The organism is Arthrobacter sp. 01T414, from assembly GCF_056398965.1.
This window is the reverse complement of record NZ_JBFTQK010000001.1, coordinates 135,333-151,759: the sequence shown is the minus strand read 5'-3', so window position 1 is coordinate 151,759 and position 16,427 is coordinate 135,333. Positions and strand designations below refer to the sequence as shown.

The 16,427-nt window shown below is 68.6% G+C and carries 16 protein-coding genes; 10 read left to right on the top strand and 6 right to left on the bottom strand.

The annotated features are described in order from the left end of the window. Window positions 1-36: 36 nt before the first annotated feature. Entirely contained in the window at window positions 37-699 is a 663-nt protein-coding gene (locus AC1DK9_RS00670; protein ID WP_476914697.1) for a uracil-DNA glycosylase, read from the bottom strand. Window positions 700-805: 106 nt separating this feature from the next. Between AC1DK9_RS00670 and AC1DK9_RS00665 the strand changes: the two genes are divergently transcribed. After that, complete coding sequence (locus AC1DK9_RS00665; RefSeq protein WP_476914696.1) at window positions 806-1,330, top strand: DUF488 domain-containing protein; 525 nt, start codon at window positions 806-808, stop codon at window positions 1,328-1,330. Window positions 1,331-1,339: 9 nt separating this feature from the next. Here the strand turns inward: AC1DK9_RS00665 and AC1DK9_RS00660 are convergent, their stop codons facing one another. Then, on the bottom strand, window positions 1,340-2,323 hold the full coding sequence (locus AC1DK9_RS00660) for an aldo/keto reductase (RefSeq protein WP_476914695.1): 984 nt from the start codon (window positions 2,321-2,323) through the stop codon (window positions 1,340-1,342). A gap of 37 nt (window positions 2,324-2,360) precedes the next feature. Here AC1DK9_RS00660 and AC1DK9_RS00655 point away from each other — a divergent pair, with 37 nt between their 5' ends. The 4 genes from AC1DK9_RS00655 (at window position 2,361) to AC1DK9_RS00640 (ending at window position 5,040) form a co-directional block, all read left to right on the top strand. Then, window positions 2,361-2,522, top strand: coding sequence for a hypothetical protein (locus AC1DK9_RS00655; RefSeq protein WP_476862038.1), 162 nt, complete (start codon window positions 2,361-2,363; stop codon window positions 2,520-2,522). Between the two features lie 32 nt (window positions 2,523-2,554). After that, window positions 2,555-3,355, top strand: coding sequence for a hydroxypyruvate isomerase family protein (locus AC1DK9_RS00650; protein ID WP_476914694.1), 801 nt, complete (start codon window positions 2,555-2,557; stop codon window positions 3,353-3,355). An 89-nt stretch (window positions 3,356-3,444) separates the two neighbouring features. Continuing rightward, window positions 3,445-3,924: a thioredoxin-dependent thiol peroxidase gene (bcp, locus tag AC1DK9_RS00645; RefSeq protein WP_476862036.1), complete on the top strand. Its 480-nt coding sequence runs from the start codon at window positions 3,445-3,447 to the stop codon at window positions 3,922-3,924. Between the two features lie 168 nt (window positions 3,925-4,092). Continuing rightward, window positions 4,093-5,040: a hypothetical protein gene (locus AC1DK9_RS00640; RefSeq protein WP_476914693.1), complete on the top strand. Its 948-nt coding sequence runs from the start codon at window positions 4,093-4,095 to the stop codon at window positions 5,038-5,040. A gap of 102 nt (window positions 5,041-5,142) precedes the next feature. Here the strand turns inward: AC1DK9_RS00640 and AC1DK9_RS00635 are convergent, their stop codons facing one another. Further along, on the bottom strand, window positions 5,143-5,991 hold the full coding sequence (locus AC1DK9_RS00635; protein WP_476914692.1) for a class I SAM-dependent methyltransferase: 849 nt from the start codon (window positions 5,989-5,991) through the stop codon (window positions 5,143-5,145). 196 nt (window positions 5,992-6,187) lie between these two features. Here AC1DK9_RS00635 and AC1DK9_RS00630 point away from each other — a divergent pair, with 196 nt between their 5' ends. The 3 genes from AC1DK9_RS00630 to purM all read left to right on the top strand — a co-directional run bounded on the left by AC1DK9_RS00630 (window position 6,188) and on the right by purM (window position 9,463). Continuing rightward, complete coding sequence (locus AC1DK9_RS00630) at window positions 6,188-6,514, top strand: hypothetical protein (RefSeq protein WP_476862033.1); 327 nt, start codon at window positions 6,188-6,190, stop codon at window positions 6,512-6,514. Window positions 6,515-6,590: 76 nt separating this feature from the next. Next, the gene (gene purF, locus AC1DK9_RS00625; RefSeq protein WP_476914691.1) at window positions 6,591-8,297 is read left to right on the top strand and encodes an amidophosphoribosyltransferase; all 1,707 of its coding nucleotides are present in this window, start codon (window positions 6,591-6,593) and stop codon (window positions 8,295-8,297) included. After that, window positions 8,294-9,463: a phosphoribosylformylglycinamidine cyclo-ligase gene (gene purM, locus AC1DK9_RS00620; RefSeq protein ID WP_476914690.1), complete on the top strand. Its 1,170-nt coding sequence runs from the start codon at window positions 8,294-8,296 to the stop codon at window positions 9,461-9,463. Before purF ends, purM begins: the two co-directional genes overlap by 4 nt. An 87-nt stretch (window positions 9,464-9,550) precedes the next feature. Here the strand turns inward: purM and AC1DK9_RS00615 are convergent, their stop codons facing one another. After that, on the bottom strand, window positions 9,551-10,330 hold the full coding sequence (locus AC1DK9_RS00615; RefSeq protein ID WP_476862030.1) for a VOC family protein: 780 nt from the start codon (window positions 10,328-10,330) through the stop codon (window positions 9,551-9,553). A 288-nt stretch (window positions 10,331-10,618) separates the two neighbouring features. Next, the gene (locus AC1DK9_RS00610) at window positions 10,619-10,852 is read right to left on the bottom strand and encodes a DUF3073 domain-containing protein (protein WP_346959438.1); all 234 of its coding nucleotides are present in this window, start codon (window positions 10,850-10,852) and stop codon (window positions 10,619-10,621) included. Between the two features lie 247 nt (window positions 10,853-11,099). On the opposite strand from AC1DK9_RS00610, the gene AC1DK9_RS00605 reads away from it, so the two are divergent. Continuing rightward, complete coding sequence (locus tag AC1DK9_RS00605; protein ID WP_476862029.1) at window positions 11,100-12,068, top strand: hypothetical protein; 969 nt, start codon at window positions 11,100-11,102, stop codon at window positions 12,066-12,068. A gap of 146 nt (window positions 12,069-12,214) precedes the next feature. On the opposite strand, the gene clpB is transcribed toward AC1DK9_RS00605, so the two are convergent. Next, window positions 12,215-14,872, bottom strand: a complete 2,658-nt coding sequence (clpB, locus tag AC1DK9_RS00600) for an ATP-dependent chaperone ClpB (RefSeq protein ID WP_476862028.1) — start codon at window positions 14,870-14,872, stop codon at window positions 12,215-12,217. A gap of 447 nt (window positions 14,873-15,319) precedes the next feature. Between clpB and AC1DK9_RS00595 the strand changes: the two genes are divergently transcribed. Next, entirely contained in the window at window positions 15,320-16,378 is a 1,059-nt protein-coding gene (locus AC1DK9_RS00595; protein ID WP_476862027.1) for a LacI family DNA-binding transcriptional regulator, read from the top strand. The last annotated feature ends 49 nt before the right edge of the window (window positions 16,379-16,427 follow it).

The following is a 16,427-nucleotide window of genomic DNA, read 5'->3' as shown; positions in this document are numbered from 1 at the left end:
CACTGCCTTTCATCCGGGGATGGACTTTCTCCCACACTAACTTGGACACTCACCGCCGGCGCCGGCTGCGATCAGCTCTTCGAGTCCGCGTTTGAAGCCGGACCGGCCGCCGTGGGCCGGGTGCCTGATTTTCGTCACATCCAGGCCGCTGCGCTGCAGGCTGTGGTGCGCCACGTTGCCCACCGCCACCACCGTTTCTATCGCAAATTCCGCCGCGAGCGCCTGCCAGAACGGGGTTCCCAGCGCGGCCTCGGACGCGTTGGGAGTGCGGTTGGACAACGGCTTCCCGGGCACGTGGGTGTGCCACGGACACGCACTCCAGAGCAGCGGCAGGAATCCCAGCTCGGCCAGCACGTCCCACATCACGGTCGCCGTCGGCTCCGCGGCAACTCCAGCCGCATCCGGCGGCAGCACGTAGCCCTTCCCCGGCCCGAACAAACCAAAGGCGTTGGCAGGCCCCTCCATGATGGTGCGGTTCGTGAACGGAACCCCGGTGAGCCGCATGCCGCGGAAGCCCGGTGCCTCCCCCAGCAGCAGCACCTTGGGGGAACGCTCCCGCATTTCCTGCAGGTAGATAGCCAGGTTCCGCCGGCGCAGCGCATTCGCGGGCACGGAGTGGTCGAGGAAGTTGGCGCACCCGGGCCCGGTCCGCACGGACGCGAGCCAGTCTACAAAGTCATCGATCGAGGGTGCAATCATCTCCCGGTCCGTTCCCATGGCAGCTTGGCAGCTTGGCGGCTTCTAGGTCCACCAGACTATCCGCGTCGCTTCCGCACGGACATTGACACCGCCCTAGCATGGGGACATGACGGACACGACCATCTTCACGGTGGGGCACTCCACTCATCCCATCGAGGAATTCATCGGCATCCTCAAGGCCCACGGCATCAAGAAGCTGATCGATGTGCGCACCGTCCCGAAGTCGCGGCACAATCCGCAGTTCAATGCGGACGCCCTCGCGGCGAGCGTCCGTGCCAGCGGCATTACGTACCGGCGGATGGAATCCCTCGGCGGCCTGAGGCACACCACCAAAGACAGTCCTAACGGCGCTTGGCGGAACGCGTCGTTCCGGGGCTACGCGGATTACATGCAGACCGAGGAGTTCGCCGCCGCCGTCGAACAGCTGATGGAACGCGGACGCCACAGCGACGCCGCCATCATGTGCGCGGAGGCCGTGCCCTGGCGCTGCCACCGGTCCCTGATCGGCGACGCGCTGCTGGTGCGGAACGTCAGCGTGCTGGACATCATGTCGGCAACGTCCGCCAAACCGCACACCCTGACCTCGTTCGCCCGCGTCGACGGCCGCCGGGTCTGGTACCCGCCCGAGTAGGGCCCGCGGCTACCAGCGCGGGTGGATCGCCGCGCGGAAGTAGCGGTCATAGACCTCGTGGACGCCGACGTCGAACGTGGAGTCGATGCCGCTGACCGTCGCGGCCTCGGCGTTGGCGCGCGCCTGCTCAACGTTTCGGGCGCCCGGAATCACCGTGCTGACGCCGTCCTGCGCGGCAATCCAGGCGAGGGCCGCCTGGGCGGTGCTGACGCCGTCCGGCACAAGCTGTTCGAACTCGGCCACGGCTTTGAGTCCCTCGCCGAAGTCCACGCCGGAGAAGGTCTCCCCCACGTCGAACGCCGAGCCTGTCCGGTTGTAGTTGCGGTGGTCGTCCGCCGCGAAGGAGGTGTCCGCCGTGTACTTGCCGGAGAGCAGCCCGGAGGCGAGCGGCACGCGGGCGATGATGCCGACGCCGGCGGCTGCCGCAGCGGGCAGCACCTCGTCCAGCGGCTTGAGCCGGAAGGCGTTCAGGATGATCTGCACGCTGGCTGTGCCGTCGTGGCGCATCGCTTCGAGGGCTTCGTCGGTCCGCTCCACGCTGACCCCGTAGTTCCGGATGGCGCCGTCGGCTACGAGGGTGTCCAGCGCGTCGTACACCTCGGCGTTGCTGTAGACGGCGCTGGGCGGGCAGTGCAGCTGGACCAGGTCGAGCTGCTCGACGCCGAGATTCCGCCGGGACCGGTCCGTCCAGGCGCGGAAGTTGGCGAGGTTGTAGTTTTCCGGACGCTGCTCCACCCGGCGGCCCATCTTGGTGGCGACCGTGATGTCCAGGCCCGGGTTGTCCGCGAGGAAGGTGCCGATGGCCTGCTCGCTGCGGCCGTCGCCGTAGACGTCCGCGGTGTCGAAGAATGTGACCCCGGCCTCCACCGAGGCGGCCAGGATGGCCTGCGCCTGCGCCGGATCCACGTTGCCCCAGTCTGCACCGAGCTGCCACGTGCCCAGGCCAATGATGGAGACGTGCCGTCCGGTCTTGCCCAAGATTCGCTGTTCCATCATCCGACTATAGGCGTTGGCTTGCTAGCCTGAGGCTGTGAAGTACGAGTCCTTGTGGATCGGAATGCTCGTTGGCGCGGCCATCGGCTTCGCCGTCGGCGTGGCCACCGTGGACAAGCCCTTTACCGGCCTGTTGATCGGGTTGGCTATCGGCGCGCTGGTGGGCCTGGCCGCCCGGAAGGATCCACGCAAGAGATAGGGCATCCACGCCCGGGCCGGAAGGAAACCGCGTTGAGCTACTCCGTGAACTGCTCGATCATGCTGGATGACCTCCCGCTGCTCGAACGGCCTGCTGCGGCAAAGGCTGCCGGTTTCGACGCCGTCGAGTTCTGGTGGCCGTTCGCAGAGTCCGTGCCCGGCGACGCCGAGCTGGACCGCTTCGAACGCGCGATCACGGACGCGGGGGTCCAGCTTGCCGGCCTCAACTTCAACGCCGGCGACATGCCCGCCGGCGACCGCGGCCTCGTCTCCTGGACCGGCCGTTCCGCCGAGTTCCGGGACAACATCGAGGTGGTGGCAGGCATCGGCGGCCGGCTCGGCTGCACCTCGTTCAACGCCCTCTACGGCAACCGGCAGACCGGGCACGCCGCCGAGGCCCAGGACGAGCTCGCGATAGAGAACCTCGCTGCCGCCGCCTCCTCCGTGGCCCGCATCGGAGGAACCGTGCTGCTCGAGCCGGTCAGCGGAGCCCCCGACTACCCGCTCCGCACGGCCGAAGACGCCGTGCGGGTGATCGACCGGGTGCGGGAGGAAACCGGCGCCTTGAACGTCAAGCTGCTCGCCGATTTCTATCACCTCTCGGTCAACGGCGACGACGTCGACGCCGTGATCGAACGGTACGCCCCGGACTTCGGCCACATCCAGGTCGCGGATTCGCCGGGGCGCGGCGCTCCCGGAACCGGCGGGCTGCCGCTGGAGCAGTGGATCGCCCGCAGCCGCGAGCTCGGCTACGCGGGCCGCGTCGGCCTGGAATACAAGGCGCCGGCGGCCTCGGCGTTCGACTGGACCAGCGGGCAGCGCACGGCTCCCTGATCGGTTGCTGGAGCGCCGGAATACCGGATCCGCCCGGGGTGTTGTGCACCACAGACCAATTTCCAGCCGCCACCAAGCGAAGGACTCCCATGAGCCAGAACCTCACCGTCAAGCTTCAGCCCGGAACCCCGGCCCCCGATTTCACGCTGCCCGACGCCGAGGGGAAGCCCGTGTCCTTGGCTGACTACCGCGGCAAGAACGTCATCGTGTACTTCTACCCGCAGGCCGCCACCCCCGGATGCACCACCGAGGCGTGCGACTTCCGCGACAGCCTGGCCTCCCTGCAGGGCTCCGGCTACGAAGTTCTGGGCATCTCCCCTGACGCCCCCGAGGCGCTGGCGCACTTCACCGGCGACTTTGCCCTGACCTTCCCGCTGCTGGCCGATCAGGACCACGCTGTGGCCCTCGCCTACGGCGCGTGGGGCGAGAAGCTGGTCCGCGGCGAGATCACCGAGGGCATCGTCCGCTCAACCGTGGTCCTCGATACCGAGGGCAAGGTGAAGCTGGCGCAGTACCAGGTCAAGGCAGAGGGCCACGTCGCGGCGCTTAAGGACGAGCTGGGCGTCTAGGGAGTCCGCGCCATTTTCGGATATCCGCGGCGTTTCCGGACAGGCGCACGCCCGATCCGGCCTGCCTGCGTCCGAAAGCGCAGCGGAAATCCAAGGGCATAGCAGGACTTGTCCACATCCGCCGTCGGCCCCGTTGCCGACGACCGGGCGGCAGGACAGCATCGGGGCATGGAACTTCCCGGGCTCATTCTCAGCAGCGACTCGGCACGGCTCGGCCGGGACGCCCGCGAATTGTGCCGTCGGGCCGCGGCGGGCGAGCTGCGCCGAATCAGGCGGGGCGTCTACGTTCAGTCGGCGGCCTGGGACGCGCTGCCGAGCTGGGACCGGTACCCGCTCCTGATCCAGGCGGCCGCCTCGACGCTGCAAAGCCGCACCGTGTTCTGCCGGAAGTCCTCGGCCGCACTGTGGGACCTTCCGGTGCTGGGCCGCCCCACGCTGGTGCATGCCTGCACCTCCGACGACGGCGGTGGCCGCTCGCGGGCGGGCGTCCGTCGGCATTACGCCGACCAGACGTCCCTGCAGGTCGAAGAGCGCCGGGGGCTGCTGGTCACGGGGCGGCTCCGGACCGTCCTGGATCTGGCGGCGTTCGAGTCATTTGAACAGGCCGTCGCGGTACTTGACCACGTGCTGCGTCCGCAGCCTGGGCTGCCTGCACTGAGCAAGGAGGAGCTCGAAGACGGCATCGGAACCAACTACAGCGCGGCAGCGGCGCGCAGAATCCGGGCCGCAATCGACTTCGCAGACCCTGCGTCGGGATCTCCCGGGGAATCGGTGAGCCGCGCGCTAATGCATCGGCTGGGCTTCGAGCCCCCTCGCTTGCAGACACCCATCCGTGATGCCCGCGGACTGGCCGCCTACACGGATTTTGAGTGGCCGGAGGAGCGGCTGTGCGGGGAATTCGACGGCCTGGTCAAGTACCAGAAGGCCGAGTACCTCCAGGGACGGACCCCCGCAGAAGTCGTCATCGACGAGAAGCGCCGCGAGGACCGGATCCGGGCGACCGGGCGGCGGGTCATCCGTTGGACCTGGACCGAGATCTCCGGACCGGCGAAATTCACGGCGTTCCTCGCTGCCCACAGGGTCCCGCGGCTGGTCAGGCCGGCATGCCGCCGGTGATGCCGCGCTGCTTCCGGAAATCCGCGCCGGTTACGGACAGCCGCGGCCCGGATCCGGGGTGCATCGGTCCGTAACCGGCGCGGAATTCGCCGCGGACAAGAGCTACGCCCGGGTGCCCGCCACGATCGTCGCCGTCGACCGGAGCCTGAGCGCGCCCTGGTGCCCATAGCGGCCCAGCATCTGGAACACGTCGGAGCGGATCAGCAACCGTGCTTCCTTGTCCGCCATGGCCAGGCCCGTGGCCACCGTGGTCGCGATATCAGTGATGAACTCCCAGTAGCTGTCCGGGGAGTCATGCACCAGGTCCGTGCTGACCTTTCGCTCCGCAACGTCCGTCAGGCCGGCGTCCCTGAACATCCGTGGCATGACTCCCGGCGCGGAGCAACGGAACAGTCCGGGCAAGTCCGCGGGCGGGGAAGGCAGTTCCGTATGATGAGCGAGGGTGCCGAGGATGAGGCTCGCCCACGGATTTTCTGCGGGCCGGCCCCAGACGGCGGCGCTGATCCTCGCCCCGGGCTTGGCCGTCCGCACCATCTCCCGCAGGGCGGCTTTCATGTCGGGAAAGAACGTGACGCCGAAACAGCACAGGACGGCGTCGAACGTGCCGTCGTCGAAGGGCAGCTCTGCGGCGTCGCAGACACTGAAGCTCACGTTGGCCAGGCCCCGTGCGGACGCTTTGTCCTCGGCCACGTGCAACATTCCGGCCGAGATGTCGGTCAGGACCACTTCACCGTCTGGCACCAGGGTCGCCGCGGTGAGCCCTGGCTCGCCGGTGCCCGAGGCGACGTCGAGCACCATGGAGCCGGGCTGGAGCCTGGCGTCCTGGATCACGGCGTCGACGAAGGGTTGTTGCCAGCCGAGCAGTTCCGCGTCCCACTTTTTCCAGCCCGCCGCGAACTGGTCCCAGATGATGCGCTGACGGTCCCGGATACTGTCCGCTGCAACTGACATGGTGCGTCCTTAAAAAGTCCGGACCGCACCCTCCCCCACCCCTTAGTGTGCCCCGCCGCCCGGGTTCCCGCTAGGGTCCCGGATTTCTGCCACGGAATCGGACAGCCGCGCCGCGGATCCGGGTAGCGGCGGTCCGGAACCGGCGCGAAATCGCCGCCGCCAAAGCAGGGCCGGTGCGGGCAGTAGGCTTAACCGCATGGCTCCTGAAGACTCCCCCGTTGCGCCCGAGCGCCGCTCCGTCACCGTCCGTCGCGCTCCGAAGTACGTGCCGTTCCTGATCCTGGGCGGGCTGCTGGGCGTAGTGGTGGCCGCCGTCATCGCCTACGGGCTGCCGGGCGACGAGGGCTATGACGCCAACTCGGTCTTCGGCTTCTTCCTGACCTTCTGCATCGCCGGTGGCGCTATCCTGGGTGCCGCCGTCGCCCTCGTGCTGGACCGGCTGAGCGTCCGCCGGGCCGAGCGCGCCGTCGTCGAATCGGTTCCGGACTCCGTTCCGGACACCGACGACGAGGATCGCGCCTAAGCGGGCGGACACCGAACGTCAGGTCATAAACCGGCCCCCGGAAAAGTCCTAGCGCACAACGTGAGATAATCGACCAGTGGCACGCGGCGATGGAAAACTTTCTCATGACCTTCTCTCTGGCGAAAAAGGCCCGCAGGACGCATGTGGCGTCTTCGGGGTCTGGGCTCCCGGCGAAGAGGTAGCAAAACTCACCTACTACGGGCTGTACGCGCTGCAGCACCGCGGTCAGGAGTCGGCTGGTATTGCCACCAGCGACGGCAAGCGGATCAACGTCTACAAGGACATGGGCCTCGTCTCCCAGGTCTTCGACGAAACCACGCTGAACACCCTGACCGGGCACCTGGCTGTCGGCCACTGCCGCTACTCCACCACCGGCGCCAGCCACTGGGCCAACGCCCAGCCCACCCTCGGCGCAACGGCCACCGGCACGGTCGCCCTGGCGCACAACGGAAACCTGACCAACACCGCCGAGCTCAAGGCCATGATCGTGGACCGCAACGGCGGCCAGCTCACCGGCGAAATGAAGCAGGGCAACACCTCGGACACCGCCCTGGTCACGGCCCTGCTCGAGGGCGAGGAGGGCAAGTCCCTCGAAGAGACCGCCATTGAGCTGCTGCCCAAGATCAGGGGCGGCTTCTGCTTTGTCTTCATGGACGAAGGCACCCTTTACGCGGCCCGCGACACCTACGGCATCCGTCCGCTGGTCCTCGGCCGCCTGGAGCGCGGCTGGGTGGTGGCGTCCGAACAGTCGGCCCTCGCCACCGTCGGCGCGAGCTTCATCCGCGAGATCGAACCCGGCGAATTCATCGCCATCGACGAGCAGGGCGTCCGTTCCCAGCGCTTCGCCGAGCCGACGCCGGCTGGCTGCGTCTTCGAGTACGTCTACCTCGCCCGCCCGGACGCCGCCATTGCCGGCCGCTCCGTCTACGAATCCCGCGTGGAGATGGGCCGCCAGCTGGCCCGCGAAAACACCCAGGAAGCGGACATCGTCATCCCGGTGCCGGAGTCCGGCACCCCGGCCGCCGTCGGTTACGCCGAGGAATCCGGCATCCCGTTCGCGCACGGCTTCGTCAAGAACGCCTACGTGGGCCGTACCTTCATCCAGCCTTCGCAGACGCTGCGCCAGCTCGGCATCCGGCTCAAGCTCAACGCGCTTGAGTCCGTGATCCGCGGCAAGCGCGTGGTGGTGGTGGACGACTCGATCGTCCGCGGCAACACCCAGCGCGCCATCGTGCGGATGCTCCGCGAGGCCGGCGCCGCCGCCGTGCATGTAAAGATTTCCTCCCCGCCGGTGAAGTGGCCCTGCTTCTACGGCATCGACTTCGCCTCCCGCGCCGAGCTGATCGCCAACGGCGCCACCATCGAGGAGATCTCACAGGCCATCGGCGCGGATTCACTCGCCTACATCTCCGAGGACGGCATGATCGGCGCCACCCGGCAGCCGCGCGAACGCCTCTGCACGGCCTGCTTCACCGGGCAGTACCCGATCGAGCTGCCCGGTGCCGACAAGCTCGGCAAAAACCTGCTGGAGCGCACGGACTTGGGTGGCCTGCCCGCCGCAACGCCCGTCGCAGCCGGCACCGCCGCACCCGGGGCTCCCGCGGCCGACGCCGCTGCAAACGCCGTGTCCGACGCCGCCGTCCCGGCCGACGAGGATCCCGCCGAGAAAGCCGGCGCCACGGGTTGCGATCCGGGACCCGACGCCGAATTCGAAGAACTGCTCACCGACGCCGACCGCGTACCCGCCGACAAGCTTGATGCCGACAAGAAAGAGCCAGTATGACTTCCGCCTCCACGGCCGCTGACATGAACGACGCCCAGAACACCGGGATCACCTACGCCTCTGCCGGCGTCGACGTCGAAGCGGGCGACCGCGCCGTCGAACTCATGAAGGACGCCGTCAAGGCGACCCACAACGCCTCGGTGATCGGCGGCGTCGGCGGGTTCGCCGGCCTGTACGACGTCTCCAGGCTGCTGACCTACAAGCGTCCGCTGCTGGCGACGTCCACCGACGGCGTGGGCACCAAGGTGGCCATCGCCCAGGCCATGGACATCCACGACACCATTGGGTTCGACCTGGTGGGCATGGTGGTGGACGACATCGTCGTGGTGGGCGCCGAGCCGCTCTACATGACCGACTACATCGCCTGCGGCAAGGTGGTCCCGGAGCGCATCGCGGACATCGTGCGCGGCATCGCGGCGGCCTGCTCGGTCGCCGGCACCGCCTTGGTGGGCGGCGAAACCGCCGAGCACCCGGGCCTGCTGGGCGAGCACGAGTACGACGTGGCCGGTGCCGCCACCGGCGTGGTCGAAGCCGACGCGCTGCTGGGCCCGGACCGCGTCCGCGCCGGCGACGTGGTGATCGGCATGGCATCCTCCGGCCTGCACTCCAACGGCTACTCCCTGGTCCGCCGCGTGGTCAACCACGCCGGCTGGGCCCTGGACCGGCACGTTTCCGAATTTGAGCGCACCCTGGGCGAGGAACTCCTCGAACCCACCCGCGTGTACGCCGCGGACTGCCTGGACCTCGCCCGCACCTTCCCGGTGGACGGCTCCGCCGCCGGCCGGGCCGTGCACGGCTTCAGCCACGTCACCGGCGGCGGGCTGGCCGCGAACCTTGCCCGCGTCCTGCCGCAGGGCCTGCTGGCCACCGTGGACCGCGCCACCTGGGAACTGCCCGCCATCTTCAAGCTGGTGTCCCAGCTGGGCAACGTTCCGCTGGCCGACCTCGAGCGCACCCTCAACGTGGGCGTGGGCATGGTGGCGATCGTCTCCCCCGAAGCCGCCGACGCCGCCGTGAACCACCTCAACGCCCGCGGCCTGCCCTCGTGGATCATGGGCACCGTCGGGGAAGACTCCGATTCAGCCGTGCGGACCGGCCCGGACTACGTCCAGGGCGCCAAGGGCGTCGACGGCGGCGCCGTCCGGATGGTCAACGCCTACGCCTAAGGCTTACGCGCCGCACACCCGAATCGAGTGCTCCGTATCTGCCGTTTAGACCCCTCTAAACGGCAGATACGGAGCACTCGATCTGCTTTAAATCTCCAGCACGCTGAAAAAGCCGCCCTGCGGATCGCCCAGGGTCGCGATGGTGCCGGCTTCCTCGACGTCCTCCGGCTCGACCACGACCGTGCCGCCCGCGGCCACGGCTGCTGCGACCGCATCCGCGACGCTTGCCACGCCGAAGTACACCTGCCACCCGGGCTTGAGCGCGTTCCCTGACGCGGGAACAGTGGCGATCCCCGCCACCTCGGCGCCGCCCACCATCAGCGTCGTGTAGGTGCCGCCGTCGTCCTGCGGGTACTCCGTCACCTCGTGGCCGAACAGCTGCTGGAAGAATCCGACGGCGGCCTGCGGCTCGGGCGTCAGCAACTCCGCCCAGGCCAGGGCGCCGGGTTCCTCAACCCGTCCCGCGCCGAGGTGGCTTCCAGCCTGCCAGGCGCCCGTGGTGCCGCCGCCGGGCGGGGCGAAGAAGACCATCACGCCCGTCCCACCCACCTTTTCGGGGCCGAACTCCAGCGCTCCGCCGGCATGCGGGATCTCGGCGGCGAGGTCGGCGGCGTCGTCGACGGAAAGGTAGACGTTCCACTGCCCCGGGGCCGCCGACAGCTGCTGCTGCGGGTTCTGCGGCGCGATGACGGTCACCAGTTCCTGGTCAAGGAACGCCTGGGAATAGCTGCGGCCATCCGGGGTGGGCAGGTCCTCATACCGCCAGCCGAAAATGGTTGCGTAGAACTCCTTCGCCGCGGCCACATCGGAGGTCTGGAGGTCCGCCCAGCAGACCTCACCGTGGGCAAACCCGGAACGAATGGCCATGGAAGTCCTTCCCGAAGAACGCCGGGCAGTCCGGCAAGTCCAAGTTAGCCCGCGGCGGGTGGCGCGGCAACCGACTCCGTGCCGCCACTTCGACGGTTCCGTGCCCACTCGATGTTCCGATACGTCGAGTGGGCACGGAACCGTCTAAACGGCGCTGGGCGGGGGCGTCGCGCCCGGGCGCGGGGACGCGAAAAACCCGCCGGGCACGCCCCAGAGAAGGCATGCCCGACGGGCTTAAAAACTTGGTGGGTGCCTTGCCCTGGCAAGGGAACCCTGGAGAAGTGTCGACTAACCTATCCGACGAGAATCTACCTCGTCGTCGTCCTCTTCCACATCGTCCGCGTACTTATCCACGTAGGCCGAATAGTCCGGCTCAACCGGCTCACTCGAAAAACGACTCGGTGCGCGACCTTCGGAGCTCTTGAGCTCACGCTGAAGCGCAGTGTAGTCAGTGTTCGGGGAATAGTACTTAATATCCCGAGCCTGCTTGGTAGCTTTTGCCTTTTGACGGCCGCGCCCCATGGCGTGACCCCCTTTTGTACTCGGACCGGAGGTGGTCACCATTGGCGTTAGTGAGGCCCCGGAATGTTTGGTCAATTTGTCGTACACCTAGATTACATGCTTTCGGCTGTCACTGCTTGCCGCCCGGGCGCCTGCGCATGCGGCCCGGCGCGCATCTTCGATAGAGTCTCTTGATGGGCTCCCGGAAACGCGGCCCGCGCCGGACGTCCAGCCCCGGCAAGTACGCACGGAAGAGGTGAATTCCCGAGTGACCGAAAAGCCTGTGAGCGGCGAGAACGCCAGGCGCGGCGATGCCGGAATGCCTGAAGTTCCCCCGGCGGACGACGCCGGCGAGCGGCCGGCCCCGCCGGTTCGGATCCCCTCCTCCATATATATTCCACCGCGGCCGACGGCGCCGCCGACTTCCGCGGTGCCGCTCGTGGCCCGCAACGACGCCGCAGCGCGTCCCGCAGCAGCCGGCCCCGAAACCCCGCCAGAGCCGGCGGCGCCGTCGGAGGCTCGCGGCGATAAGGCGGCAACCCGAACCAGCAACCGCAGGACCGCCTCCGGCGCCTCCCAGCTCGGCAAGCTGCTCTCAGCCCAGGCGGCGCAGCTCAAGTCCTCGGACCTGGGACCGCGCGCCCGGCAATTCGGCGGGAAGCTGGGCACCGGAGGCCGACGGTTCGGCCATGCCGTGTGGGCCACCGCCAACCGGTGGGGCCTGGCAAAGGTCGGCGCCGCGCTGGCCGCCGTCGTCGTGCTGGGGCTGGTGATCTGGTGGCTGACCTCACTGGGCACGGCGAAGCAGCCGGAGGCCGGCACCTCCCCCGCCCCCGCGGCCGAAGCCTCCTCCGCGGCCCCCGCCAGCCGTGGCCCGCTGCCCCTGGAGGGCGTCAATCCGCTGGACTTCCGGCTCGGGGACTGCTTCAAGGACTTCGACGCGAACGCACCAACCTCCACCGTGGTGGCCTGCGATACCGGGCACTCGGCGCAGCTGGTCGCGGTGGACAGGTACGCCGCCTCGGACGCCTACCCGGGCCGCGAGCCGCTGAAGCAGAAGGCACTGGACACCTGCAAGGCAGCGCCGCTGACGGACAAGTCTCGCGACTACCAGTTCAGCTACAAACTGGCCTACCCCAGCTCCTCCAGCTGGGGCACGGGAGACCGCAGGGTTGACTGCTACTTCGTGGCCGACGGCGGGAACGTCATCAAGGAATCCCTGATCCCCCGGCTCTAGGTTTGGACCGACCCGCGCTAGCGCGGACCCCCGGCCCGCGTCGGGGGCACGCAAAAAGGGTCGGGGGCACGCAAAAGGGCTGCCGCCGTCGTTGAACGGCTGGCAGCCCTTCGCGTTTGCCACCGGCGGCCGGGGGGACCCCGCGCCTACTCCTTGCGGCGGACCGAGAGCCCGCTTCCGGTGGAGGCGCCGCCGGCGGGGCGGTCGGACACGTCCGGACCGCCCATCGTCAGCTCCATCAGGTCCGGCGCGGTGTCCACGACCACGGTGTCGCCGTCGGAGATCTCGCCGGCCAGGATGGCCTTGGCCAGGCGGTCGCCGATCTCGCGCTGCACCAGGCGGCGCAGCGGCCGGGCGCCGTATGCCGGGTCGAAGCCGGTGACGGCCAGCCACGCCCGGGCGCCCTCGGACACCTCGAGGGTCAGGCGGCGGCCCTTGAGTCGTTCGCCGAGCTCCTTGACCTGCAGTTCCACGATCTCGGCGAGTTCCTCGACGGTGAGCGGGTCGAAGAGGACCACCTCGTCGAGCCGGTTCAGGAACTCCGGCTTGAAGGAGGCGTGCACCGTCGCCATTACCGCGTCCCGCTTGGCTGCGGCATCCAGCCCCGGGTCCACGAGGAACTGGCTGCCGAGGTTGGACGTCAGCACCAGGATCACGTTGCGGAAGTCCACGGTGCGGCCCTGGCCATCGGTGAGGCGGCCGTCGTCGAGCACCTGCAGGAGGATGTCGAAGACCTCCGGGTGGGCCTTCTCCACCTCGTCCAGCAACAGCACGGAGTAGGGGCGACGGCGGACGGCTTCGGTCAGCTGGCCGCCTTCCTCGTAGCCCACGTAGCCGGGAGGTGCCCCGACCAGCCGCGCCACGGAGTGCTTCTCCGAGTACTCGGACATGTCGATCCGCACCATGGCCCGCTCGTCGTCGAACAGGAAGTCCGCGAGCGATTTGGCCAGCTCCGTCTTACCGACGCCAGTGGGACCCAGGAAGAGGAAGGACCCGGTGGGCCGGTTCGGGTCGCTGATGCCGGCACGGGCGCGGCGCACGGCGTCGGACACCGCGGTGACGGCCTTGGCCTGGCCGATCAGCCGCTCCCCCAGGACGTGCTCCATCTCCAGCAGTTTCTGGCTTTCGCCCTGCAGCATGCGGCCGGCCGGGATGCCGGTCCACGCCGAGATCACCTCGGCGATATCGTCCGCGGTGACCTCGTCGGCCACCATCTGCCCGGACTTGTCCGTCACGGAAGCTTCGGCTTCGGCCGCGGCCTTGAGCTCGCGCTCCAGGGCCGGGATCTCCCCATAGAGGATGCGGGATGCCGTCTCGAAGTCGCCCTCGCGCTCGGCCTTTTCCTCTGCGGACCGCAGCTCGTCCAGCTTGGCGCGCAGGTCACCCGCACGGTTCAGGCCGGCCTTCTCGGCCTCCCAACGGGCATTCAGGGCCGCGAGCTCCTCCTTCTTGTCCGCCATGTCCGCACGGAGGGTGGCGAGGCGCTCCACCGACGCCGGATCCGTCTCGCCGGCCAGGGCCAGTTCCTCCATGGTCAGCCGGTCCACCTGGCGACGCAGCTGGTCAATCTCCTCCGGGGCGGAATCGATTTCCATCCGCAGCCGGGACGCGGCCTCGTCCACCAGGTCGATCGCCTTGTCCGGCAGCTGCCGGCCGGAGATATACCGGTTGGACAGGGTGGCGGCGGCCACGAGGGCAGAGTCGGAGATGGAGACCTTGTGGTGCGCCTCGTAACGTTCCTTGAGTCCGCGCAGGATGCCGATCGTGTCATCCACGCTCGGTTCGCCGACGAAGACCTGCTGGAAGCGGCGCTCCAGGGCAGGGTCCTTTTCGATGTTCTCGCGGTATTCGTCCAGCGTGGTGGCGCCGATCAGCCGGAGCTCGCCGCGGGCCAGCATCGGCTTGAGCATGTTGCCGGCATCCATCGAGCTGTCCCCGGACGCGCCCGCCCCCACCACGGTGTGGAGCTCGTCAATGAAGGTGACGATCTGGCCCTCGGAGCTCTTGATCTCCTCCAGCACCGCCTTGAGCCGCTCCTCGAATTCACCGCGGTACTTGGCTCCGGCCACCATAGAGGCCAGGTCCAGGGCAATCAGGGTCTTGCCGCGCAGGCTCTCCGGCACGTCGCCGGCCACGATCCGCTGGGCGAGGCCTTCGACGACGGCGGTCTTGCCGACGCCGGGCTCGCCGATGATCACCGGGTTGTTCTTGGTCCGGCGGCTGAGCACTTGGATGATGCGGCGGATCTCGGCGTCGCGCCCGATGACGGGATCCAGCTTGCCGGACCGCGCGATCGCGGTCAGGTCGGTGCCGAACTTCTCCAAGGCCTGGAAGGTGTTTTCCGGGTCGGCGTTGTCCACCTTGCGGTCGCCGCGGACGCCGGGGAGCGCCGCGAGCAGCGCTTCGTGCGAGGCGCCGGCGTCGCGCAGCAGCCGGCCGACGTCGTCGCTGCCGGACGCGAGGCCCAGCAGCAGGTGCTCGGTGGAGACGAAGGTGTCGCCAAGGCGTTCGGCCTCGTTCTGCGCGTTCTTGATGGCCTGCATCGCGGCGCGGGAAAGCTGGGCCTGCTGCACCGAGCTGCCCGAGGTCGACGGGAGCGCCTTGATGGCGGTGCTCGCCTGGACGCTGACAGCATCCGGATCGGTCCCGGTGGCGCGCAGGAGCGCCACGGCCACCCCTTCGCGCTGGTCCATCAGCGCCTTGAGCAGGTGGGCCGGTTCCAGCTGGGGGTTGCCGGCCGTCGAGGCGTTCATGGCTGCTGCCGAAAGAGCCTCCTGGCTCTTGGTGGTGAATTTCGCGTCCAAAGAGAGCTCCTTCCGGGGATAAGACTGTCGTCAAAGTTGAGTCTAACCCGCTCAACTTTGGATTCGGCCCCTTTGGCTCCATGTTTGCCCACGGCGAAACTGCTGTCTAGAGCCGGAGTCCCCCGGAGGCCGCGGGGCGCCCGGTCCGACGGACATGCCCAGCGCTCAGGCAGTCCGGTGGGCATGTACCGCGGCCGCCTTCCGCCCTTCCGGACATGCCCATCCTGGGCGCCGACCAGTGGACATAATCCGAATATGTCCACCGCTCGAAGCCCGGACCGGGCATGTCCCCTCGATCAGGCGGCGAAAGAGTGGGCATGCCCCCTCGGCGGAGCGGCAAAAACCGGCCCACCAGAGGCCAGACCACTTAACGTTGCTTAACGTTGTGCGGGCTAATTACTGTAACTGAGGTCACAAGGACAGAAACCGACGCGAGGGAGGGTCAGGATGCAGGAGCAAGCCAGCACTGTCACCGCCGACGGCCCGGTTGCGCCGGTATCGGCGGCCGCTGTTGCCCGCGCCGCGGGGGTTTCCTCCGCCGCAGTGTCCTACGTCCTCAACGGCAAGGCCGGCGTCTCTCCGGAGACGCGGCGCCACATCATCCACGTGGCGAACGAGCTGGGCTTCAGGCCCCGTAAGTCCTCCCAGTCCACCGATCTGCAGCGGACCCGGGTGGTCGGGCTGGTCCTGCCGAACATCATCAACCCGATGTTCCCCCGCTGGGCCCAGGGCATCATTTCCGCGGCGGCCGACGCCGGCTACGAGGTCTTCGTCGCCACCACCCAGGACGACCCCGAAGTCCTGGCCCAGGTCACCGCCACGCTCGCGAACCGGGCGGTGGACGGCGTCATCCTCGCCGCCTCGCTCCGGGACGACGCGCGGGCCCTCCGCACCCTGCGGGCCGCCCGGATTCCTTACGTCTGCCTGTCCCGCCGGGCGGATTTCCTGGACTCCGACTTCGTGGGGATCGACGACGACGCCGCGGCCACGCTGCTCATGCAGCACATGCTCGGTCACGGCTACACCGAGATCGCCACCGTGATCGGCCCCCGTTTTTCCACCGCCTCGCTGGCCCGGGAACAGGCGTTCGTGCGGACGGCGGCAGCCGCCGGGGTCGTCATCAGCGGGGATCGCAAGATCAGCACCCGGGTCAACAACGAAGGCGGCCGGCTGGCCGCGGAACGCCTCTTCGCCTCCGGGACCCCGCCACAGGCGGTGGTCTGCGGCAGCGACGAGCTCGCCATCGGCGTCATGGAGTACGCGCTGGCACGCGGCCTGCGGATCCCGGACGACGTGGCTGTGGCCGGCTGCGACGGCCTTCCGCACAGCCGCTCCGGCCTGATCAACCTCACCAGCATTGTCCAGCCGCAGCAGGAAATGGCCCACGAAGCCTTCGCCATGCTGCTCAACCGCATCGAAGCCCCGTCCCGGAGCTACACCTCCCTGGTGTGCCGGCACCGCCTCCACATCGGCCGCACCTGCGGTTGCACCCCCGCCACCTCCTGACACCGCAACACCGCAACACCGACTGAAATTCACCCCGTGGCAGCTCCGA